Origin of the sequence: Xanthomonas prunicola (genome assembly GCF_002846205.1) — a bacterium.
Taxonomy (GTDB): domain Bacteria; phylum Pseudomonadota; class Gammaproteobacteria; order Xanthomonadales; family Xanthomonadaceae; genus Xanthomonas; species Xanthomonas prunicola.
In genome coordinates this window covers 746,546-767,534 of sequence record NZ_PHKV01000003.1, presented here as the reverse complement: position 1 = coordinate 767,534, position 20,989 = coordinate 746,546, and the positions used below count along the sequence as shown (strand labels likewise).

Below are 20,989 nucleotides of genomic sequence, written 5' to 3'. Positions count from 1 at the left end.
CCGGCGTGGTTGCCAAGATCATCAAGTAAGCAACGCCTGCAGCACGGCAGCTTCGGCTGCCGTGCCACGCGAAAGAGAGGGTCGGCGAAAGCCGGCCTTTTTCTTTGCCTGCGCGTTGGCCAAGAACTGGGACCAGCGCAGCACTGCATTGCAGAGACACCTGGGCCGCGAGCCTGATGGCCGTGTGCACCGATGCGCACAGGAGCACTCGGCAGGGCCCCCGCAACGGGAAGTCTTATTTTCCCTGACGTCCAACAACATTCGTGCAACGCCCCGTTGGTGCCGGTCATTGCCTGTTGTGTAGACACTCCTGACTCGCGATCGATGCAAGCCGCTGCAAGTGCCGCGGCGGGGCTAACCAGGTGAAGAGGGTGCCTGCCACCTGCAGTCTCTGCATCCGGTCGCCCGTAACGCTGCCTGCGCAGGTCGCGTCAGCGACGCGATTGCGGGTGGGGAGTCGGCTGCAAAGGATGCCGCGCCGCATGCGTACAGACGCTGGTCGTGGTCAGCGAACTCCGTTGACCAGTCCGCTTTTCGCGTCCTTGAGCAGATCCAGGCCAGGCAAGCCGAAGTTGTCCAACTCCTGTTTGGTCGTTGCGATGTTCAGCCCGACGATGGCCGAGGTATCCGGGTCCACATCGATGCCCAGTGGAATCGCGGCGAACTGGATGTAATCGCGGCTGGCGTTCCATTGTGGGCTGCCGCCGATCGCTGGAAGGATGCGGTCGATATGGGTGCCGACCGGCTGGCCGAGCAGGTCGAAGGGCAGGGGTGCCTTTGGATCGGCGAAGGCAATCAGGTTGCTGACACGGTCATTGCGGAATCCCACGGCCAGCTCGCTGTGGACGAGCGCGCCGGTTGGACGCGGATGCTGCGCCAGCTGCGCTTTGAAGTCGCGTGGATAGAGATACAGCAGGCTAAGTCTGTCCGGATCTGCCGCATCGGTGCGGGTGACGTCCGGCTGGCCTAGCGCGGCCAGGACTTGTTGCTTGCGCATTCCAAGTGCGACCGGGCCGATGCGCGTGCATGCAATAGGCAGGGTGGCTGCGTTGGCGGAGGTCGCAAACGCCTGGTGCAACGCGCGCGTGCAGGCCATGCCATCGTTGCCGGCCGCCTGCGACTGCGGGACAACCAGGCCGACGAGCAACAGGCCGAACAACAAAGGGGAGGACTGGGACATGAGGACTTTCCGATGGTGGGATCGTGCAAGAACGAGGCAGGGAGCGCTCCCCGCCTCGTAGTAGCTTTAAAGGTATGCGGCGAAAAAACGGCCTCGCTTTGGTTTATTCGGTCGCACTGCTCCTGACTACATATTCGAACCGATCCTGTGGTGCGCTGCGACGACAAGCAGCGCGCGCTCAGTGTCACTGTTGCTGCGTTGTGTAATGCGCAGGCAGCGAGACGATAGATGTGCAAGTAGACGCATGGATGCGTAGCGGCCGTCGGAGAGCATTGCCGCGTCGATGTTGTGGGTGGTCGCAGGACGACGAGACGGGATGGCTGTCGATGTGTTGCATTGCAGGGTCGCGGGCGGCGTCGGCGAGTTCGCTCTTCAGGGCAAAGCGACGTACCGTTCGCTCAACGTTAGCGTTGCGCTGCCGCTGCCGCTGCCGCTCCCTCTCCGGAGCAGGCCAGCGTCAATTGCAGCTGGCGGACTGTCCAATGGGTGGGCGTGTCGATCGTCCCGGTGGCGCGAACCTGGTAGGCGGGACAGTCCGCATCTTCCTCGGGGTTGTCCTTGACGTTGCAGGTCCCTTCGATGAGGAAGGCCTTGCTCGCCTTCGCCTGGGTGCGCTTGAAGGTGAGATCCGGGCATGCGCCGAAAGTCCTTGAGAGCACGCTGTCGTTCTTCAAGACATAAGCGAGCGCCTGCTCCGCTTCATTGGATGGCGCGGGCTGCATCGCCTGCAGTGAACCTTGTACGGCGATGGTGAGAAATAGCATCACGAACAGGCGGGGCTGGCAGAGGAACTTCATGGAAGATCTCCGTGAGGGGATTGTTTCCCGAGTTGGAGCATCTCCAACTTGGGAGAGGGGATGTCCGTTACTTGAAGACGCTGATATGTGCGTGCGTCGTATCGCCAGTTTCTCGGCTGGCCGCGGGCCAGTCCGCGCTGGGACGCGATCGGATGAGTGCCGGCACGGCCTTCCACGTAGCCGACATTGGGATCGTTCATCGCGGCATTCCCCAGCGCTTGCGCGTTGTCAGAGCCCGCGCCTCTGGTGCCGACATGCACGGCGTTCAGAAGTGGCAAGTCTGACTGTCTCCAGCCACGCCTGGCTGGGGGAATCGAGCACCTTGCCGCGCGGAAAAGCGAACTTTCCATGTCGCACTCCCCCGATCTCATCGTTCCGTCATGAGTGCCGCGCCGATCCGGTCCTGTGGTGATCGCCGTTCATCAGCGTGGTGGAGGTCGGCCCGGCTGACTCTGGCAGGCCCAGCTTTCGCGACCCTTTCGCCGTTGCCGCGATATTTCCGGCGGCGTCAGCCGGCCTGCTGGATGTCTGAGGGGGTTCGATGGTGCGGCGATGTCACCTCGCCGAGCGATTTCACGTTCAGCTTTCGCCTGGAAACCCATCCAATCGGCTAGGCGATGAAGGTTGGGCGCCAGGGAGTGCCGTCCATCTGCCGGGGGGCGCCATGGGCTTAGTTGAGATAGGTGAGGGCGCTTGCACGCGCCTCAGCGGAGCGCTAAAATGCGCGGCTCGGTGTCCCTGGGTAGGGCGCTGAGATACAGCGAAAAGAACGGCAGGACGCCGCTCGTGTTCGCCAGACCGGGAAGGTCGCGTTGCATGGAGCACTCAACAACTCACGCGTTGTTGACGGTGCTCTTGTTGCGCGCTATACTTTTCCGTCTGGGCAGGCCGGTTTACCGGTCTGCCTCAGTTTTTGGGCGGAGGAAATGCCCTCGCTTGCAGGATGCGCAGCGATTTCACCAACGTCAGGAATATCGGGGCAGGTATCCCAGAGGCCTTGCCCGTCGCTCTTTTAATGAAGGAATCTTCCGTCATGTCGGAACAGCAAAAGATCCGGATTCGGCTGAAGGCGTTCGATCATCGTTTGATCGACCGTTCGGCCAGCGAGATCGTCGAAACGGCAAAGCGGACCGGCGCGCAAGTGCGTGGCCCGATCCCGTTGCCGACCAAGATCGAACGTTACACCATCCTCGTATCCCCGCATGCCGACAAGGATGCGCGTGACCAATACGAAACCCGCACGCACAAGCGTGTGCTCGATATCGTCGACCCGAACGACAAGACCGTGGACGCGCTGATGAAGCTCGAACTCGCGGCTGGCGTCGACGTCCAGATCAAGCTGACCTGAGGGCTACGACCATGACGAAGAAATATTCGTTGGGCTTCGTGGGCCGCAAGGCTGGTATGAGCCGCGTCTTCACTGAAGACGGCCGCTCGGTACCGGTCACGCTGATCGAAGCAACTCCGAACCGCATCGCGCAGATCAAGACCGTTGAAACCGACGGTTACAGCGCAGTGCAGATTACCGTTGGCGCGCGTCGCGCCGCACTGGTCAACAAGCCGGCCGCCGGTCACTTCGCCAAGGCGAAGGTCGAAGCGGGGCGTGGCTTGTGGGAATTCCGCGTTGAAGATGCCCAGCTCGGCGATTTCGCCGTCGGCGGCGAAATCAAGGCGGACATCTTCGAGGTCGGCCAGAAGGTCGACGTCCAGGGCGTCACCAAGGGTAAGGGTTTCCAGGGCACCATCAAGCGCTACAACTTCCGTATGGGCGATGCAACTCACGGTAACTCGCTGTCGCATCGCGCGCCGGGTTCGTTGGGTCAGCGCCAGACCCCGGGTCGCGTTTTCCCGGGCAAGAAGATGTCGGGCCACATGGGCGCCGTGCAGCAAAGCACGCAGAACCTGGAAGTGGTCAAGGTCGACGTCGAGCGTGGTCTGATTGCTATCCGCGGCGCCGTGCCTGGCGCAGCTGGTGGCGACGTGATCGTCCGTCCGGCGAGCAAGGCATAAGGAGAGATGACGATGGAACTCGTTATCACGGGTAGCAACAACAAGGTCTCGGTCTCCGATGCCGTGTTCGGTCGCGAATTCAGCGAAGATCTGGTTCACCAGGTCGTCGTCGCGTATCGCAACGCCGGCCGCGCCGGTACCAAGGCACAGAAGACGCGTTCGGAAGTTGCGGGCACGACCAAGAAGTCGAAGAAGCAGAAGGGCGGCGGTGCGCGTCATGGCGCGCTGACGGCTCCGATCTTCGTCGGCGGCGGCGTGACCTTCGCGGCCAAGCCGCGCAGCTTCGAGCAGAAGGTCAACCGCAAGATGTACCGTGCGGCCATCTGCGCGATCTTCTCCGAGCTGAACCGTCAGGGCCGTCTGATGATCGTGGACGCGTTCGACCTCGAAGCGACCAAGACCAAGGGCCTGATCGAAAAGCTCAAGGGACTGGACGTGGGCAAGCGCCCGCTGATCGTCACCGAGGAGGCTTCCGAGCACCTGTATCTGTCCGCTCGCAATCTGCCGTATGTGCAGGTGCGTGACGTGCAGGGTCTGGATCCGGTCGCTCTGGTCGGGGCCGATACGGTCGTGATCACCGCCGATGCGGTCAAGAAGGTCGAGGAGTGGCTGGCATGAGCAGCAACGAAAAAATCTTCAGCGTGCTGCGTGCTCCGCGAGTCTCCGAAAAGACCGCGCGCCTGCAGGAAATCTCCAACCAGTATGTCTTCGAAGTTTCGAACGAAGCCACCAAGGCCGATGTAAAGGCCGCGGTTGAGCAGTTGTTCGACGTCAAGGTCAAGGCAGTCAACGTGGTCAACGTCAAGGGCAAGAGCAAGTCCTTCCGTAACCGTGCTGGCAGCCGTGGCAATTGGCGCAAGGCGTACGTCCGCCTGGTTGATGGTCAGTCCATCGACGTAACGGCCAAGGCCTGAGGTCCATCCCATGCCATTGATGAAGTTCAAACCTACCTCTCCCGGCCGTCGTTCCGCCGTGCGCGTGGTCACTCCCGATCTGCACAAGGGCGCACCGCATGCGGCGCTGCTCGACTCGCAGAGCAAGTCCGGTGGTCGTAACCACCATGGCCGCATCACCGTGCGTCACGTCGGTGGCGGTCATAAGCAGCACTACCGCATCATCGACTTCAAGCGCAACAAGGAAGGCATTCCGGCGCGTGTGGAGCGGATCGAATACGATCCGAACCGTACCGCTCATATCGCCCTGCTGTGCTACGTCGACGGCGAGCGTCGCTACATCATCGCCCCCAAGGGCCTGAAGGCTGGCGACCAGGTCATTGCCGGTGCCAACGCACCGATCAAGACCGGCAACACGCTGCCGCTGCGCAATATTCCGGTCGGTACGACGGTTCACGGTATCGAGCTGAAGCCGGGTAAGGGCGCTCAGATCGCACGTGCTGCCGGTGCAGCCGTCCAGCTGGTCGCTCGTGAAGGCATCTATGCCACGCTGCGTCTGCGCTCGGGCGAAATGCGCAAGGTGCCGGTCGAGTGCCGCGCCACCATCGGCGAAGTCGGCAACGACGAGCACAACCTCGAGAAGTTGGGCAAGGCCGGCGCCAAGCGTTGGCGCGGTGTTCGCCCGACCGTTCGCGGTGCGGCCATGAACCCGGTCGATCACCCGCACGGTGGTGGTGAAGCCAAGGCTGGTCAGGGTAATCCGCATCCGGTCACCCCGTGGGGTGTTCCGACCAAGGGTTACAAGACGCGCAAGAACAAGCGCACCCAGCAGTTCATCGTCCGCGATCGTAGGGGCTAATCGACCATGGCACGTTCACTTAAGAAGGGCCCGTTCGTCGATCACCACCTTGCAAAGAAGGTGGAGTCCGCTGCGGGTAGCAAGAAGCCGATCAAGACCTGGTCGCGCCGTTCGATGATCCTGCCGGAAATGGTAGGCATCACCATCGCCGTGCATAACGGCAAGAACCACATTCCGGTGCTCGTCAACGAGAATATGGTCGGCCACAAGCTCGGCGAATTTGCCGTCACCCGGACCTTCAAGGGTCACGGTGGCGACAAGAAGTCGAGCAGGTAAGGAGAGATGACGATGGAAGCGAAAGCAATCCTGCGCACCGCGCGCATCTCCCCGCAGAAGGCCCGCCTGGTCGCTGACCAGGTGCGTGGTTTGTCCGCCGAGCGTGCGGTCAATCTGCTGAAGTTCTCTGACAAAAAGGCTGCACACCTGATCAAAAAGGTTGTGGAGTCGGCGATTGCCAATGCCGAGAACAATCAGGGCGCGGATGTCGACGAGCTGAAGGTCAAGACCATCATGGTTGATGAAGGTCCGTCCCTGAAGCGTTTCATGGCGCGGGCGAAAGGCCGCGGTACCCGCATCCTCAAGCGCACCAGTCACATCACTGTGATTGTCGGCGCCGCCAAGTAAGCGGAAAGGAAAAGACCATGGGTCATAAAGTTCATCCGACTGGAATCCGTCTTGGTATCTCCAAAGACTGGAACTCCAAGTGGTACGCAAACAAGGGCGATTTCGCTGCCTATCTGGCAGCCGACCTGAAAGTGCGTGAAATGCTGCGCAAGAAGCTCGCGCAGGCAGGTGTCAGCAAGATCTTGATCGAGCGCCCTGCCAAAACCGCCCGCGTGACCATTCACACCGCCCGTCCGGGTGTGGTGATCGGCAAGCGTGGCGAGGACATCGAAAAGCTGCGTAAGGAAGTGAGCGAGCTGATGGGCGTTCCGGCGCACATCAACGTCACCGAAGTGCGCAAGCCGGAGCTGGATGCGCAGCTGGTCGCCGAGTCGATCGCGCAGCAGCTCGAGCGTCGCATCATGTTCCGCCGCGCAATGAAGCGCTCGGTCGGTAACGCGATGCGCTTGGGTGCCCTGGGCATCAAGGTCAATGTGGCTGGCCGCCTCAACGGTGCAGAAATTGCTCGTTCGGAGTGGTACCGCGAAGGCCGCGTGCCGCTGCACACGCTACGTGCCGACATTGATTACGGTTTTGCCGAAGCGTCCACGACGTACGGCATCATCGGTATCAAGGTCTGGATCTATAAGGGCGAAGTCTTCGACTTCTCTCAGGTTGGCCAGGAAAAGCAGGACGACAGCCCGCGCAACGATCGTAACGATCGCGGCGACCGTGGTGACCGTCCTTCGCGCCCGGCTCGTGAAGCGAGGTAACGGCAATGTTGCAACCCAAGCGAACCAAATATCGCAAGATGCACAAGGGCCGCAATGACGGCCTGGCATGGAGCGGAAACGCCGTCAGCTTCGGCGAGTACGGCCTCAAGGCAACCGCGCACGGTCAGCTGACCGCGCGTCAGATTGAAGCAGCACGTCGTACGATCAGCCGCCACGTCAAGAAGGGCGGCAAGATGTGGATTCGTGTGTTCCCCGACAAGCCGATCACCAAGAAGCCGATCGAAGTCCGCATGGGCTCCGGTAAGGGCAACGTGGAGTACTGGGTCGCGCAGATTCAGCCGGGCCGCATGATCTATGAAATCGAGGGTATTCCCGAGGATATCGCACGTGAGGCGTTCCGCCTTGCTGCCGCGAAATTGTCGGTGACCACCACTTTCGTGACCCGGACGGTGCGCTGATGGATATCAAACAACTCCGCGAGAAGTCGGCTGACGAACTGAAGGCCCACCTGACCGATCTGCGTAAGGAGCAGTTCTCGCTCCGTATGCAGCAGGTCACCGGCCAGCTGCCGAAGACCCACGATACCCGCCGGGTGCGCCGCGAGATTGCTCGCGTCAAGTACCTGCTCGGCAGCACCAAGTAAGGACGGCCGCGATGAGTGACAACAACGAAAAGCAAACGCTGCGCACGGTCGAAGGCCGTGTCGTCAGCAACAAGATGGACAAGACGGTCACCGTGTTGGTGGAGCGCCAGGTCAAGCATGCTCTGTACGGTAAGTACATCAAGCGCTCGTCCAAGCTCCACGCACACGACGCCGACAATGCCTGCAACGAAGGCGATGTCGTGCGTGTGACCGAGATTGCTCCGATGTCCAAGACCAAGAACTGGCGGGTGGTCGAAATCGTCACCCGTTCGGCCGAATAAGGGAGATCTGAATCATGATCCAGATGCAGAGCTACCTCGATGTCGCCGACAATTCGGGTGCCAAGGAAGTGATGTGCATCAAGGTGCTGGGCGGCTCCAAGCGCCGTTACGCCCACATTGGTGACATCATCAAGGTGACCGTCAAGGACGCCATTCCGCGTGGCAAGGTCAAGAAAGGCGAAGTCTACGACGCCGTCGTGGTGCGTACCCGCAAGGGTGTGCGCCGTCCCGACGGTTCGCTGATCCGCTTTGATGGCAATGCCGCTGTGCTGTTGAACAATAAGCAGGAGCCGATCGGGACCCGCATCTTCGGGCCGGTGACGCGCGAGCTGCGTTCCGAGAAGTTCATGAAGATCGTCTCGCTCGCTCCCGAAGTGCTGTGAGCGGAGGACATACACATGGCTAACCGTATCAAGAAGGGCGACCAGGTCGTCATCAACACCGGCAAGGACAAGGGTAAGCAGGGTGAAGTGGTGCGTGTGGACGGCGATCGCGTGATCGTCTCCAACGCCAACGTCATCAAGCGCCACACCAAGCCGAACCCGCAGGCAGGCGTTGCCGGCGGCGTGGTCGAGCGTGAAGCGTCGATCCATATCTCCAACGTCAATATCGTCAACCCGGCAACGGGCAAGGGCGAGCGCGTTGGCTTCAAGGTGCTGGAGGATGGACGCAAATTGCGTGTGTTCCGCTCCAGCGGTGAGGCGCTCGACGCCTGAGGAATGAGATCATGAACACTCGTCTCGAAAAGTTTTACAAGGAAAACGTGGTGCCGGCCCTGATGAAGGAATTCGGCTACACCAATCCGATGGAAGTGCCGAAGCTGGTCAAGGTCACGCTCAACATGGGTGTGGGCGAAGCCGCTACCAACAAGAAGATTCTGGAAAATGCGGTCGCCGACATGTCCAAGATCTCCGGTCAAAAGCCGGTGGTCACCAAGTCGCGCGTTTCGGTCGCATCCTTCAAGATTCGTGACGGTTGGCCGATCGGCTGCAAGACCACCTTGCGTCGCGCCAAGATGTACGAATTCCTGGATCGCCTGATCAACATCTCGTTGCCGCGCGTGCGCGACTTCCGTGGTGTGTCCGGTCGCTCCTTCGACGGTCGTGGCAATTTCAACATGGGTGTGAAGGAACAGATCATCTTCCCGGAAATCGACTTCGACGCCGTCGACGCGATTCGCGGTATGGATATCGCCATCACCACCACCGCCAAGACGGATGCGGAAGCGAAGGCGCTGCTGGCAGCGTTCAAGTTCCCGTTCCGTAACTGACCGTCGAGGACATCCGAAATGGCAAAGACCTCCATGATTCACCGCGACATCAAGCGTGCAAAGCTGGCGAAGAAATTTGCCGGTAAGCGTGATGCGCTGAAGAAGATCCTCTCCAGTCAGGATGCGTCCTACGAAGAGAAGATCGATGCGTCGACCAAGTTGCAGAAGCTGCCGCGCGATTCGTCGCCGAGCCGCCACCGCAACCGTTGCGAGCTGTCCGGCCGTCCGCGCGGTGTCTACCGCAAGTTCGGTCTGGGTCGCAACATGCTGCGCAAAGCCACGATGAACGGTGACGTTCCGGGCCTGCGTAAGGCAAGCTGGTAACAGCATCCCGGCCGTCCGCGGCCGGATTTGAACAGGATTGTTCTGTTCAACAAGGGAGTCCGACGCAAGTCGGGCTCTTTTGTCGTATACTCCCGCTTCTGTCTTGCCCGTACGGGCCTGGCGTGGCGTCAAGGGTCCTGGCCCGTCCCCAGGAAAACACAAGATTTTCGCGAAAGCGGATATCGGTGCACTCAAAGGTACTCACATGAGCATGACTGATCCCATCGCCGACCTGCTGGTTCGCATCAAGAATGCGGCCGCGGTTGGTAAGCAGACGGTGAAATTGCCGTCGTCCAAGATTAAGGTTGCGATCGCCCAGGTCCTGAAGGACGAGGGTTACATCACCGACCTGCGCGTTACGGCGACCGAAAATAACAAGTCGGAGCTGGAAATCGTGCTGAAGTATTTCGAAGGCCGTCCGGTCATCGAGACCCTGAAGCGTTTCTCGCGCTCGGGTCTGCGTCAGTACCGCGGCAAGACCGAGCTGCCCAAGGTCCTCGGCGGCCTGGGTATCGCCATCATCTCCACGTCGAAGGGCATCATGACCGATGCGCAGGCTCGCGAAGCCGGCGTTGGTGGTGAAGTCCTGTGCTTCGTGGCCTAAGGGAAGGAATCGAACATGTCCCGTGTAGCCAAGAAGCCTGTCTCCCTTCCGAAGGGTGTTGAACTCAACGTCCAGCCTGAGCTGGTCAGCGTCAAGGGCCCGAAGGGCACGTTGACCCTGCCGAAGCCGACTGGCGTCGAAATTGCCATCGATGGCGGCGTTGCCACCTTGTCGGCCAATGATCCGTCGCAGATCGCCATCACCGGCACCGTGCGCGCCATCCTGGCCAATATGGTCAAGGGCGTGTCCGAAGGCTTCGAGCGCAAGCTCGAGCTGGTCGGCGTCGGTTACCGTGCCGCCATGCAGGGCAAGGACCTGAGCCTAGCGCTCGGTTTCTCGCACCCGCTGGTGTTCGTGGCGCCGGAAGGCATCACACTGTCGACTCCGACCCAGACCGAAATCGTGGTTCAGGGCGCCGACAAGCAGCGCGTCGGCGAAGTCGCCGCCAAGATTCGCGGTTTCCGTCCGCCGGAGCCCTACAAGGGCAAGGGTGTGAAGTACGCCGGTGAAGTCATCATTCGCAAGGAAGCCAAGAAGGCGTAAGGCAGGTCCCTCTGCGAGGAGCCCGGCCATCCATGGCCGGACTTCTCACTGCAAAAGCCTGTTTTCCTTCAGCTTCCGTAGGATAAATATCATGAGCATCAACAAGAACATCGCCCGTCTGCGCCGCGCCAAGTCCACCCGCTCGCACATCCGTGAGCTGGGCGTCGCCCGTCTGTCGGTGCTGCGCACCGGTCAGCATCTGTACGCACAGGTCTTCACTGCCGACGGCTCCAAGGTGATCGCTGCTGCGAACACCCTGCAGGCCGACGTCAAGGACGGTCTGAAGAACGGCAAGAACAGCGATGCGGCCGTCAAGGTCGGCAAGCTGATCGCCGAGCGCGCCAATGCCGCGGGCATCGAGAAGGTCGCATTCGACCGCTCGGGCTACCGCTACCACGGCCGCATCAAGGCGCTCGCCGACGCAGCGCGCGAAGGCGGCCTGCAGTTCTAAGCACTGCTGCGGATGTGGTCATCGACCACATCCGCGATACCGCCGGCAGGGAGATGCCGGACCGTCCCGTTCTTTTGCAACGGTGCCGGGAACACAGCCTGACTTCACAACCATAAGCGGCTTCGAGCCGTACATACTCAATCAATCAAGGAATCGAGATGGCAGAAGAACGTGCACCGCGGGGTCGTGATCGCGACCGTAACCGCGAAGAGAAAGTCGACGATGGCATGATCGAAAAGCTGGTCGCGGTCAATCGCGTCAGCAAGACGGTCAAGGGTGGTCGCCAGTTCACCTTCACCGCGCTGACCGTGGTCGGTGATGGTCTGGGCAAGGTGGGTTTCGGTTATGGCAAGGCGCGCGAAGTGCCGGTCGCCATCCAGAAGTCGATGGAGCAGGCGCGTAAGAACCTGGCCACGGTCGATCTGAACAACGGCACCTTGTGGCATGCCGTCAAGTCGGGCCATGGCGCAGCACGCGTTTACATGCAGCCGGCTTCGGAAGGTACGGGCGTCATCGCAGGCGGCGCCATGCGCGCTGTGCTGGAAGCGGTTGGCGTCAAGAACGTGCTTGCCAAGGCAGTTGGTTCGCGTAACCCGATCAACCTGGTCCGTGCAACCCTGAAGGGTCTGTCGGAAGTGCAGTCGCCGGCGCGTGTTGCGGCCAAGCGCGGCAAGAAGGTGGAGGAGCTCAACCATGGCTAAGGACACCAACAAGACCGTGAAGGTGCGCCTGGTGCGTGGCCTGCGTGGAACCCAGTCGCGTCACCGTCTGTCGGTGCGTGCGTTGGGCCTGAATAAGCTCAACGATGTGCGTGAACTGAAAGACAGCCCGCAGGTGCGTGGTCTGATCAATACGGTTCACTACCTCGTCAAGGTTGAGGAGTAATCCCATGACTCTGCGTCTTAATGACCTCAAGCCGGCCGACGGTGCCCGTACCGAGCGCACCCGCGTCGGTCGTGGTATCGGTTCTGGCCTCGGCAAGACCGCTGGTCGCGGTCACAAGGGTTCGTTCGCTCGTAAGGGCGGCGGCAAGATCAAGGCCGGCTTCGAAGGCGGCCAGACCCCGATGCAGCGCCGTCTGCCGAAGATCGGTTTCCGCTCCAAGATGGCGCGCGACACCGCGGAAGTGTTGTCCTACCAGCTGGATAAGCTGGATGCCGGTGATGTCGACTTTGCAGCGCTGCGCGCGGCCAATCTGGTCCCGAGCCGCGCCAAGAAGGCGAAGATCGTGCTGAAGGGCGAGCTGAGCAAGAAGTTCGTGCTGAAGGGCGTTGCGGCTACCGCAGGTGCCAAGGCAGCAATCGAAGCTGCCGGCGGCAGCGTAGAGGAGTAATCGGCAGATGGCGCAGGCTGGCATTGGTAACCTCGGCGGCGGGCTCGGCAAGTTCACAGAACTTCGCCAGCGGTTGCTGTTCGTCCTCGGGGCATTGATCGTTTATCGCATCGGCTGCTACGTGCCGGTGCCTGGCGTGAATCCCGATGCCATGCTTTCGTTGATGCAGGCGCAGGGCGGCGGCATCGTGGACATGTTCAACATGTTCTCGGGCGGCGCCCTGCACCGTTTCAGTATTTTTGCGTTGAATGTGATGCCCTACATCTCGGCATCGATCGTGATCCAGTTGGCCACGCACATCTTTCCCGCCCTCAAGGCGATGCAGAAGGAAGGCGAATCCGGTCGACGCAAGATCACCCAATATTCGCGTATCGGTGCGGTGTTGCTGGCAGTGGTGCAGGGCGGCAGTATTGCGCTGGCACTACAGAATCAGACCGCGCCCGGTGGCGCTCCGGTGGTGTATGCCCCGGGCATGGGTTTCGTGCTTACAGCGGTAATTGCGCTGACCGCCGGCACCATCTTCCTGATGTGGGTGGGCGAGCAGGTCACCGAGCGCGGCATTGGTAATGGCGTATCGCTGATCATCTTTGCCGGCATCGTGGCGGGCCTACCGTCGGCCGCCATCCAGACCGTCGAAGCGTTCCGCGAAGGCAACCTGAGCTTCATTTCGCTGCTGCTGATCGTTATCACGATCCTGGCATTCACGCTGTTCGTCGTGTTTGTCGAACGAGGGCAGCGTCGGATTACGGTCAACTACGCACGCCGCCAGGGCGGTCGCAATGCGTACATGAACCAGACCTCGTTCCTGCCGCTGAAGCTCAACATGGCCGGCGTGATTCCGCCGATCTTCGCCTCCAGCATCCTGGCATTCCCGGCGACGCTGTCGATGTGGTCGGGTCAGGCAGCGTCGGGTGGTGTCGGCTCGTGGCTGCAGAAGATCGCCAACGCGCTTGGGCCCGGTGAGCCGGTGCACATGCTGGTGTTTGCGGCGCTGATCATCGGTTTTGCGTTTTTCTACACCGCGCTGGTGTTCAACTCGCAGGAAACCGCCGATAACCTTAAGAAGTCGGGTGCGCTGATTCCGGGTATTCGTCCGGGCAAAGCCACTGCAGATTACGTCGATGGCGTGCTGACGCGTCTGACCGCTGCCGGTTCTCTGTATCTGGTGATCGTTTGCCTGTTGCCGGAAATCATGCGCACGCAGCTCGGCACCTCGTTCCACTTCGGCGGCACCTCGCTGTTGATCGCGGTGGTGGTGGTGATGGACTTCATTGCGCAGATCCAGGCACACCTGATGTCGCATCAGTATGAGAGCTTGCTGAAGAAGGCCAACCTCAAGGGCGGCTCGCGCGGCGGTCTTGCGCGCGGTTAAGTGGTACACTAGATCTTCATTACGTGAAGACGGCCTGGTTCCCGGGCCACGATCTTCCGATCAGAAGGGCGGCTCGCGCGACGTCTCGCGCGCGGGTGTGACGGGGTGGTCCTGTGCGGGAGTAGCACAGGCGATTCGGAGCAGTTTTCTGGATCAACACCGTCCGGCGCCGGAGCGAGGGCACACTCCCCACGCCGGGTCCATGGAACCTTTGGTTCCACGGGCTTCACAGCAATCCGAGGCCTTGCTATAATTCCGAGTTCACTTTTGATCCATCCTGCCGGATGGCGCCTGGGCGCTGTCGGGCCATCACTCAGTTGGAGAATCGCGTCATGGCGCGTATTGCAGGCGTCAACCTGCCAGCCCAGAAGCACGTCTGGGTCGGGTTGCAAAGCATCTACGGCATCGGCCGTACCCGTTCGAAGAAGCTCTGCGAATCCGCAGGCGTTACCTCGACCACGAAGATTCGTGATCTGTCCGAACCCGAAATCGAGCGCCTGCGCGCCGAAGTCGGCAAGTATGTCGTCGAAGGCGACCTGCGCCGCGAAATCGGTATCGCGATCAAGCGACTGATGGACCTGGGCTGCTATCGCGGTCTGCGTCATCGCCGTGGTCTTCCGCTGCGTGGTCAGCGCACCCGTACCAACGCCCGCACCCGTAAGGGTCCGCGCAAGGCGATCAGGAAGTAAGGGATAGATCATGGCAAAGCCAGCAGAAAAGAAAACGAAGAAGAAGATCAAGCGCGTCATCACTGACGGTGTCGCTCATGTCCACGCTTCGTTCAACAACACCATCGTCACCATCACCGATCGCCAGGGCAATGCGCTGTCGTGGGCTACGTCCGGCGGCGCCGGTTTCCGTGGTTCGCGCAAGTCGACCCCGTTCGCTGCTCAGGTTGCCGCCGAAAAGGCCGGCCGCGCTGCGCTCGATTACGGCGTGAAGTCGTTGGAAGTGCGTATCAAGGGTCCGGGTCCGGGCCGTGAGTCGGCCGTGCGTTCGTTGAACAACGTGGGCTACAAGATCACCAACATCATCGACGTGACGCCAATCCCGCACAACGGGTGCCGTCCGCCGAAGAAGCGTCGCGTCTAAAGGGAGCGATAAGAAATGGCTCGTTATATCGGTCCTACCTGTAAGCTCGCGCGCCGCGAAGGCGCCGACCTTTCTCTCAAGAGCCCGGCGCGTGCGCTGGACTCCAAGTGCAAGCTTGAGCAGAAGCCCGGCCAGCACGGCGCGGCTCGCAAGGGCAAGCTCTCCGACTACGCGACCCAGCTGCGCGAAAAGCAGAAGGTCAAGCGTATCTACGGTCTGCTGGAACGTCAGTTCCGCAACTACTACAAGAAGGCCTCGACCAAGAAGGGCAACACCGGCGAGAACCTGCTGCAGTTGTTGGAAACCCGTCTGGACAACGTCTGCTATCGCATGGGCTTTGCCGTCACCCGTCCGGCCGCCCGCCAGCTGGTGTCGCACCGTGGCGTGCTGGTCAATGGCAAGTCGGTGAATCTGGCCTCGTACCAGATCAAGGCTGGCGATGCGATCACGCTGTCGGAAAAGGCACAGAAGCAGCTCCGCGTGCAGGAAGCCCTGACCGTGGCTGAGCAGCACGACATGACGCCGTCGTGGGTTGAAGTCGATTCGAAGAAGTTCAGCGGCGTGTTCAAGGCCGTTCCGGATCGCGCTGACCTGCCTTCGGATATCAACGAAGCGCTGATCGTCGAGTTGTATTCGAAGTAATTCACATTGGAGAACCTCCGGTACTGCCGGAGGTTCGCAGGAGACCCCGCAACATGACGGTTACCGCCAACCAGGTTCTGCGCCCCCGTGGTCCGCAGATCGAACGTCTTACCGACAACCGTGCCAAGGTCGTGATCGAACCCTTGGAGCGCGGTTACGGGCACACGCTGGGCAATGCCCTGCGTCGTGTGTTGTTGTCGTCGATCCCCGGTTTTGCGATCACCGAGGTCGAGATCGACGGCGTGCTCCACGAGTACACCACGGTCGAAGGTTTGCAGGAAGACGTGCTTGACGTCCTGCTGAACTTGAAAGACGTGGCAATTCGTATGCACAGTGGCGACAGCGCCACGCTGTCGTTGTCCAAGCAGGGTCCGGGCACGGTCACTGCGGCCGACATCAGGACCGATCACAACGTTGAGATCATCAACGGCGACCACGTGATTTGTCACCTGACCAAAGACACCGCATTGAACATGCGCCTGAAGATCGAGCGTGGTTTCGGCTATCAGCCGGCTGCTGCGCGTCGTCGTCCGGACGAAGAGACCCGCACCATCGGTCGTCTGATGCTGGATGCCTCGTTCTCGCCGGTGCGTCGCGTTGCCTATGCCGTGGAAGCTGCGCGTGTTGAACAGCGCACCGACCTCGACAAGCTGGTGATCGATATCGAAACCAACGGCACGATTGATGCCGAGGAAGCCGTGCGCACCGCCGCCGACATCCTCAGCGATCAGCTGTCGGTGTTCGGCGATTTCACCCACCGCGATCGCGGTGCGGCCAAGCCGGCTGCCAGCGGCGTGGATCCGGTGCTGCTGCGCCCGATCGACGACCTCGAGCTGACCGTGCGTTCGGCCAACTGCCTCAAGGCCGAGAGCATCTACTACATCGGCGATCTGATCCAGAAGACCGAAGTGGAGCTGCTCAAGACCCCGAACCTCGGCAAGAAGTCGCTCACCGAAATCAAGGAAGTGCTGGCACAGCGCGGCCTTGCGCTGGGCATGAAGCTGGAGAACTGGCCGCCGGCCGGTGTCGCCCAGCACGGCATGCTTGGTTAATGAGTCAAGGCATGGGCGTCTTCGGGCGCCCATGTCTGTTTTTTCCACATCGACGGGCCAAAGCCCGCGGTGACATCCGGTCAAAGGACGGCCGGCTCGGACCAACCGCAGTCCATTCAACAGCGCCAGGATGGCGACAACGTCTCTCAAGCAGTCTCAATATTCTTAGGAAATCACACTCATGCGTCACCAGAAATCCGGCCGTAAGTTCAACCGTACCAGCGCGCACCGCGAAGCCATGTTCCGCAATATGGCCGCCTCGCTGTTCAAGCACGAGCTGATCAAGACCACCTTGCCGAAGGCCAAGGAACTGCGTCGCGTCGCCGAGCCGCTGATCACCATCGGCAAGGTCGATGGCGTTGCCAATCGTCGTCTGGCGTTCGCTCGCCTGCGCGACAAGGAAGCAGTGGGCAAGCTGTTCGTCGAGCTGGGCCCGCGTTACGCGACCCGTCCCGGCGGCTACCTGCGCATCCTGAAGGCCGGCTTCCGTGCCGGTGACAATGCGCCGATGGCGTATGTCGAGCTGGTCGACCGTCCGGTCGTTGCTGAAGAAGTTGCCGAGTAATCGGATCGCTTCTGTGAAGGTTCTTGAAAAAGCCCGGCGCACGCCGGGCTTTTTTATTGGCTGGTCGAACGAGGTGGCGTTGAATGCTGTCGGCTGCACCGGCCGGTCGACGGATGCTGCGCGAAAGATGAGGCGAGGCGGCCAGGTTGGCGTCCATTGCAGCGGCCGGCGGCTTGGTCGATGCGTCGCAGTTTGTAGGTCGCGCAGCGCGGATCGCAGCCCACGAACCTGTGGCGCTATGACCTGATGCTTGGGCAGTGCGTGCGAGTTACCACGCGTTGCCGCGGCTTCAGGCATCAGGGGCTTCGCGCTCTGCGACCGCCCGCTCGCGCATGCGTGGTCACGGCCGTGGCGATGGCTGATAATCGACAACTCGACCCTAGGCAAGCAGTGACGATGAATCCTTTTCGTTGGAGTTTCCGGGCGCAGTGTCTGCTGGGCTTTCTTGCGTGCGCAGGACTGCTGGCTTACGCGATCTATGTGCAGTTGCACCTGGGTCTGGAGCCTTGCCCGCTGTGCATCTTCCAGCGGATCGCATTTGCGGCGCTGGCGGTGTTTTTCCTGATCGGCGCGCTGCATGGGCCGCGAGCTGCGGGCGCGCGGAAGGTCTATGGCGTGTTGAGCTTCATCGCAGCAGGCGTGGGCATGGGCATCGCTGCGCGGCACGTCTGGGTGCAGATCCGGCCCAAGGACATGATGTCCTCGTGCGGGCCGCCGTTGAGCTTTCTGAGCGAGACGATGGGGCCGTTCGAGGTGTTCCGTACCGTGCTGACCGGCACCGGCGACTGCGGCAATATCGATTGGCGCTTCCTGGGGCTGAGCATGCCGATGTGGAGCATGGTGTGGTTCGTGGCGCTGGCGCTGTGGGCGCTGTACGCGGGCTTCAAGGCACGACGTAGTTCGGTGCGACACTGAGCGGTGCCGCGCGTTGCCACGCCTGTTGCAGCCCTGGAGGCGGGCGGGTGTCATCGCGGTAGCCAAACCGCGGCTCTGCGTCGCCTGGGCGGCGATGGTGCGTTGTTCGACGGCTGATAGACGGGTGAAAGGGGTGCCCTGATCTGCTGCCGGTCATCCCCTTTGGATCATCGGTACGCAACCGATCTACGCCGCACGCATTCGACGCGCTCGATGCGTGTGTTTCATTGCATCCAACACTTGGGCACCTGCTGTCGCTTGCACGCGTTTGCGGCGTGTCGAGTGGAGTGAGATCCACGGCGTGGCTAACGCCTGGTTTTTCCCGCTGGCCAGCTCTGGTGGATCGCGACTTGGCTCGCAGCATCGGTAAGAGCGACAAGTTGGTAACAACGCGCCCTTCAGACGATGCGCACCAGCCATGCAGCCAGCACGCACGCTGATCCTGTCGCCTCTTCATGCGTCGTCATCGTCGCCATGCGCGCGGATGAACCGGACTGCATCCGGACCATCCGCTGCCCCTTGTACCGCAATCAGAAGTCCTGCTGCAGGCTCACATAGACGCCGCGGCGTGGCGCCCACTGCGGCGCGAACACGCCGATGCCGCCGCCATCGCGCAGTTGGTAGCTGCGGTTGAGGACATTGACCGCGGCCAGTTGCACATGCAGCGGATGTGTATTTACGTCAAAGTCGTGCCCGACGCTGGCATTCAACTGAAAGTACGACGGGAGTGAAGCGCCGTTGGGCACGGTGTCGGTGTCGGTACGCAAGCCGCTGCCGAACAGATAGTTGAGGCCGACCTTGCTGCCTTCGCTGAAGGCGTAGTTGATGCCGCCGGAGGACGTCAGCTTCTGGTCGTGGTCCAGGTGGATCCAGTTGTCGTAGACATAAGCCAGTGCATCCGGGTCGAAGTTATACAGACTGGTGATGACCCGCTTGCCCATGGCCTTGCTGTAGGCGACGTTGAAATAGGCCGTGACCGGCCCATTGGTGTAGTCGGCGCTGAACTCGGCGCCACGGATGCGGCCATAGCGGTAATTGAAGGTGGAATAGACGTAGGCCGCACCGAACTGGCCTTCATCCTGGAGCCGATCCGCCTTGCGGTAATAGGTGTCCAGACCTAGCGTCAGATGGTCGGTGACCGCTTGCGAGATGCCCAGATCGTAGTAGTCGCTACGCTCGCTCAGTGGCGTGGTCTGGCCGTTGCCGGCCGACTGCTGATTGGTGGTGCCGTCGTACAGCGCGATGTCGCTGGTGGAGATCAGCTCGCTGGCCGGTGGGGTGAAGTAGCGCGCGTAACCGGCATGCACGGTGGTGCTGTCGCTGGCACGCCAGATGACACCCAGGCGCGGACTGAGCTGACCTTCGGTATTGCCGAACGCCTTGTACTTGTCGCCGCGCAGCCCGTAGTTGACGGTCCAGTCGTCGCCGATTTTCCACTCGTCCTGCAGGTAGAGCGCGTAGGTGCTGGCATGGAAACGGCTGCCGTCGGGGATGAACAGCGGCACGTTGCTGCTCTGGCTGCCGTCATCGTTCGCCGGGAAGACGTAAGAGTTGTTGCTGGCGATGGCATGTTCGAAATTGCCGTACACGCCATAGCGCAAGGTATGCGAGCCGCCCCACGGCGTTGCGAAGTCCGCCTGCAAGGTATTGGCGCGGTTGCTGCGGTCCACCTGCGAGGCGATGCCGTTGAAGATCAGGTCACCGGCGACGTCGGGTGAGAAGGCCACGCTGCTGTAACGCTGGCCGGCGGAGATCTGATAGCTGGTGTCGCCGACTGTGCCTTGCAGGGCCAACGTGCCGAAACGGGTGTTTTCGCGCTGGTTTTCGTCCAGCTGCGACGAATCGAAATCGGTGGTGCCCAGGTAATCGAAGGCTGGCGTCTGCCCGGGGTTGTTGGGGATCTGGAAGCGGTTGTTGGCGTAGCCGACCAATAGGCTGAGACGGGTGTTCTCGTTGACCAGGTAGGTCAGATCGGCGAAGCCCTTGCCCTGATGGCTTTTGTCATGGATCGGATTGAGGCTGTCGACAGGGTTTTCCAGGCCATTCTTGTTCTGGTCGTAATCGCCGCTGACGAACCAGCTCCAACGCCCGCTGCTGCCCCAAAGCGAGGCATTGGGGTTGATGGTGCCGAATGAGCCAGCGGTGATGCCGACGCTGCCGCCATTGCCGAGTTCTGCACCGCTCTTGGTGGTGATGTCGACCACCGCGGCAGTGCGATCGCCGAACTGCGCCGGCAATGCACCATCGAGCAGTTTGAGGTTCTTGATGATGCGCGGCTCCAGGCTCTGGCCGAAGCCGGAGATGGATTCGGGAATCATCACGCCATTGATGCGGTACTGCAGGTTGGCGTGGTCGCCGCGCACGTGGATGCTGCCGTAGGAATCCTGCACCACGCCCGGTGCCTGCAGTAGGACCTGGTTGAGCGGAGTCGCGGCGCCAAGCGGCAGGCGATCGATATCTTCAGCGGTGATGGCGAATTGGCTGCTGCCGATATCCGGTGACAGGGCATTGCGCGCCGCCTCGAGCTTGGCGATCACATTGACCGTATCCAGATCGGTAGTGCGCTCGGAGTCGGCATCGGCGGCAAACGCCGCACCGACGGGTGCGGCCAGCAGGGCGACGGTAATGGCAGCAGACAGAAGGCGAGGAGTCATGGCAGTTTCGCGAGGCGGGTGAGGGGAGGGGTGTTGTTATTTTGTAACATTGGACTTATTGACGAGCGCTAGCGTAGGTCGAAAGTCATGGCTCGAATCGGGGATGTTGCTTGGTGTTCAGGTCGCAGGCGCTTGCGCGCCAGTGCCACTGCGGGCGCTGCGATGGCAATCC

Annotated in this window: 31 protein-coding genes; 28 read left to right on the top strand and 3 right to left on the bottom strand. The window is 61.3% G+C overall.

Translation table 11 applies throughout. The annotated features are described in order from the left end of the window. Window positions 1-505 precede the first annotated feature (505 nt). Window positions 506-1,180 carry a secreted signal peptide protein gene (locus XpruCFBP8353_RS13480; protein ID WP_101363639.1) on the bottom strand — a complete coding sequence of 225 codons (675 nt, stop codon included), beginning with the start codon at window positions 1,178-1,180 and terminating at the stop codon, window positions 506-508. Between the two features lie 404 nt (window positions 1,181-1,584). Then, window positions 1,585-1,977, bottom strand: a complete 393-nt coding sequence (locus tag XpruCFBP8353_RS13475) for a hypothetical protein (protein WP_243391108.1) — start codon at window positions 1,975-1,977, stop codon at window positions 1,585-1,587. 1,033 nt (window positions 1,978-3,010) lie between these two features. On the opposite strand from XpruCFBP8353_RS13475, the gene rpsJ reads away from it, so the two are divergent. The 28 genes from rpsJ (at window position 3,011) to XpruCFBP8353_RS13330 (ending at window position 18,163) form a co-directional block, all read left to right on the top strand. Then, a complete protein-coding gene (gene rpsJ, locus XpruCFBP8353_RS13465) occupies window positions 3,011-3,325 on the top strand; it encodes a 30S ribosomal protein S10 (RefSeq protein WP_101363637.1) in 315 nt (104 codons plus the stop codon). 11 nt (window positions 3,326-3,336) lie between these two features. After that, entirely contained in the window at window positions 3,337-3,987 is a 651-nt protein-coding gene (gene rplC, locus XpruCFBP8353_RS13460; protein WP_005993363.1) for a 50S ribosomal protein L3, read from the top strand. Between the two features lie 12 nt (window positions 3,988-3,999). Beyond that, entirely contained in the window at window positions 4,000-4,605 is a 606-nt protein-coding gene (rplD, locus tag XpruCFBP8353_RS13455) for a 50S ribosomal protein L4 (RefSeq protein WP_010371054.1), read from the top strand. Beyond that, window positions 4,602-4,901: a 50S ribosomal protein L23 gene (gene rplW, locus XpruCFBP8353_RS13450; RefSeq protein WP_002811694.1), complete on the top strand. Its 300-nt coding sequence runs from the start codon at window positions 4,602-4,604 to the stop codon at window positions 4,899-4,901. Before rplD ends, rplW begins: the two co-directional genes overlap by 4 nt. A 10-nt stretch (window positions 4,902-4,911) precedes the next feature. Then, window positions 4,912-5,739 carry a 50S ribosomal protein L2 gene (rplB, locus tag XpruCFBP8353_RS13445; protein WP_003486715.1) on the top strand — a complete coding sequence of 276 codons (828 nt, stop codon included), beginning with the start codon at window positions 4,912-4,914 and terminating at the stop codon, window positions 5,737-5,739. A 6-nt stretch (window positions 5,740-5,745) separates the two neighbouring features. Next, window positions 5,746-6,015, top strand: coding sequence for a 30S ribosomal protein S19 (gene rpsS, locus XpruCFBP8353_RS13440; protein ID WP_005993369.1), 270 nt, complete (start codon window positions 5,746-5,748; stop codon window positions 6,013-6,015). Window positions 6,016-6,027: 12 nt separating this feature from the next. Then, on the top strand, window positions 6,028-6,363 hold the full coding sequence (gene rplV / locus XpruCFBP8353_RS13435; protein ID WP_002811686.1) for a 50S ribosomal protein L22: 336 nt from the start codon (window positions 6,028-6,030) through the stop codon (window positions 6,361-6,363). A gap of 17 nt (window positions 6,364-6,380) precedes the next feature. After that, window positions 6,381-7,115, top strand: a complete 735-nt coding sequence (rpsC, locus tag XpruCFBP8353_RS13430; RefSeq protein ID WP_005993372.1) for a 30S ribosomal protein S3 — start codon at window positions 6,381-6,383, stop codon at window positions 7,113-7,115. A gap of 5 nt (window positions 7,116-7,120) precedes the next feature. After that, window positions 7,121-7,534 carry a 50S ribosomal protein L16 gene (gene rplP, locus XpruCFBP8353_RS13425; protein WP_011036127.1) on the top strand — a complete coding sequence of 138 codons (414 nt, stop codon included), beginning with the start codon at window positions 7,121-7,123 and terminating at the stop codon, window positions 7,532-7,534. After that, window positions 7,534-7,719, top strand: coding sequence for a 50S ribosomal protein L29 (rpmC, locus tag XpruCFBP8353_RS13420; RefSeq protein ID WP_006450638.1), 186 nt, complete (start codon window positions 7,534-7,536; stop codon window positions 7,717-7,719). The genes rplP and rpmC overlap by 1 nt, the downstream gene beginning before the upstream one ends. Before the next feature lie 11 nt (window positions 7,720-7,730). After that, window positions 7,731-8,000: a 30S ribosomal protein S17 gene (gene rpsQ, locus XpruCFBP8353_RS13415; RefSeq protein ID WP_101363636.1), complete on the top strand. Its 270-nt coding sequence runs from the start codon at window positions 7,731-7,733 to the stop codon at window positions 7,998-8,000. A 14-nt stretch (window positions 8,001-8,014) separates the two neighbouring features. Beyond that, on the top strand, window positions 8,015-8,383 hold the full coding sequence (gene rplN / locus XpruCFBP8353_RS13410) for a 50S ribosomal protein L14 (RefSeq protein ID WP_003486699.1): 369 nt from the start codon (window positions 8,015-8,017) through the stop codon (window positions 8,381-8,383). Window positions 8,384-8,398: 15 nt separating this feature from the next. Beyond that, the gene (gene rplX / locus XpruCFBP8353_RS13405) at window positions 8,399-8,716 is read left to right on the top strand and encodes a 50S ribosomal protein L24 (RefSeq protein ID WP_003486696.1); all 318 of its coding nucleotides are present in this window, start codon (window positions 8,399-8,401) and stop codon (window positions 8,714-8,716) included. Window positions 8,717-8,727: 11 nt separating this feature from the next. Further along, the gene (rplE, locus tag XpruCFBP8353_RS13400) at window positions 8,728-9,270 is read left to right on the top strand and encodes a 50S ribosomal protein L5 (RefSeq protein WP_010371090.1); all 543 of its coding nucleotides are present in this window, start codon (window positions 8,728-8,730) and stop codon (window positions 9,268-9,270) included. 18 nt (window positions 9,271-9,288) lie between these two features. Beyond that, the gene (gene rpsN, locus XpruCFBP8353_RS13395; RefSeq protein ID WP_005917137.1) at window positions 9,289-9,594 is read left to right on the top strand and encodes a 30S ribosomal protein S14; all 306 of its coding nucleotides are present in this window, start codon (window positions 9,289-9,291) and stop codon (window positions 9,592-9,594) included. 205 nt (window positions 9,595-9,799) lie between these two features. Continuing rightward, on the top strand, window positions 9,800-10,198 hold the full coding sequence (rpsH, locus tag XpruCFBP8353_RS13390) for a 30S ribosomal protein S8 (RefSeq protein ID WP_010371096.1): 399 nt from the start codon (window positions 9,800-9,802) through the stop codon (window positions 10,196-10,198). Between the two features lie 15 nt (window positions 10,199-10,213). Then, window positions 10,214-10,741 carry a 50S ribosomal protein L6 gene (gene rplF, locus XpruCFBP8353_RS13385; protein WP_101363635.1) on the top strand — a complete coding sequence of 176 codons (528 nt, stop codon included), beginning with the start codon at window positions 10,214-10,216 and terminating at the stop codon, window positions 10,739-10,741. Window positions 10,742-10,832: 91 nt separating this feature from the next. Further along, window positions 10,833-11,192 (top strand): 50S ribosomal protein L18, encoded by a 360-nt coding sequence (gene rplR, locus XpruCFBP8353_RS13380; RefSeq protein ID WP_101363634.1) that lies wholly within the window; start codon window positions 10,833-10,835, stop codon window positions 11,190-11,192. 158 nt (window positions 11,193-11,350) lie between these two features. After that, the gene (gene rpsE / locus XpruCFBP8353_RS13375) at window positions 11,351-11,893 is read left to right on the top strand and encodes a 30S ribosomal protein S5 (RefSeq protein ID WP_003486682.1); all 543 of its coding nucleotides are present in this window, start codon (window positions 11,351-11,353) and stop codon (window positions 11,891-11,893) included. Then, a complete protein-coding gene (rpmD, locus tag XpruCFBP8353_RS13370; RefSeq protein WP_003486678.1) occupies window positions 11,886-12,077 on the top strand; it encodes a 50S ribosomal protein L30 in 192 nt (63 codons plus the stop codon). The genes rpsE and rpmD overlap by 8 nt, the downstream gene beginning before the upstream one ends. Before the next feature lie 4 nt (window positions 12,078-12,081). Next, a complete protein-coding gene (gene rplO, locus XpruCFBP8353_RS13365; RefSeq protein ID WP_003486676.1) occupies window positions 12,082-12,525 on the top strand; it encodes a 50S ribosomal protein L15 in 444 nt (147 codons plus the stop codon). A gap of 7 nt (window positions 12,526-12,532) precedes the next feature. Then, complete coding sequence (gene secY, locus XpruCFBP8353_RS13360; RefSeq protein ID WP_008571664.1) at window positions 12,533-13,897, top strand: preprotein translocase subunit SecY; 1,365 nt, start codon at window positions 12,533-12,535, stop codon at window positions 13,895-13,897. A 332-nt stretch (window positions 13,898-14,229) separates the two neighbouring features. Continuing rightward, the gene (gene rpsM / locus XpruCFBP8353_RS13355) at window positions 14,230-14,586 is read left to right on the top strand and encodes a 30S ribosomal protein S13 (RefSeq protein WP_003486672.1); all 357 of its coding nucleotides are present in this window, start codon (window positions 14,230-14,232) and stop codon (window positions 14,584-14,586) included. Window positions 14,587-14,596: 10 nt separating this feature from the next. After that, window positions 14,597-14,989: a 30S ribosomal protein S11 gene (gene rpsK / locus XpruCFBP8353_RS13350; protein ID WP_003486671.1), complete on the top strand. Its 393-nt coding sequence runs from the start codon at window positions 14,597-14,599 to the stop codon at window positions 14,987-14,989. Window positions 14,990-15,004: 15 nt separating this feature from the next. After that, window positions 15,005-15,631 carry a 30S ribosomal protein S4 gene (gene rpsD / locus XpruCFBP8353_RS13345; RefSeq protein ID WP_002811641.1) on the top strand — a complete coding sequence of 209 codons (627 nt, stop codon included), beginning with the start codon at window positions 15,005-15,007 and terminating at the stop codon, window positions 15,629-15,631. 53 nt (window positions 15,632-15,684) lie between these two features. Then, window positions 15,685-16,683 carry a DNA-directed RNA polymerase subunit alpha gene (locus XpruCFBP8353_RS13340; protein ID WP_002811635.1) on the top strand — a complete coding sequence of 333 codons (999 nt, stop codon included), beginning with the start codon at window positions 15,685-15,687 and terminating at the stop codon, window positions 16,681-16,683. Window positions 16,684-16,864: 181 nt separating this feature from the next. After that, a complete protein-coding gene (rplQ, locus tag XpruCFBP8353_RS13335) occupies window positions 16,865-17,248 on the top strand; it encodes a 50S ribosomal protein L17 (protein ID WP_003486665.1) in 384 nt (127 codons plus the stop codon). A 396-nt stretch (window positions 17,249-17,644) separates the two neighbouring features. Further along, window positions 17,645-18,163 carry a disulfide bond formation protein B gene (locus XpruCFBP8353_RS13330; RefSeq protein ID WP_101363633.1) on the top strand — a complete coding sequence of 173 codons (519 nt, stop codon included), beginning with the start codon at window positions 17,645-17,647 and terminating at the stop codon, window positions 18,161-18,163. A 530-nt stretch (window positions 18,164-18,693) separates the two neighbouring features. Here the strand turns inward: XpruCFBP8353_RS13330 and XpruCFBP8353_RS13325 are convergent. Next, window positions 18,694-20,817 (bottom strand): TonB-dependent receptor, encoded by a 2,124-nt coding sequence (locus XpruCFBP8353_RS13325; protein ID WP_101363632.1) that lies wholly within the window; start codon window positions 20,815-20,817, stop codon window positions 18,694-18,696. Between the last annotated feature and the right edge of the window lie 172 nt (window positions 20,818-20,989).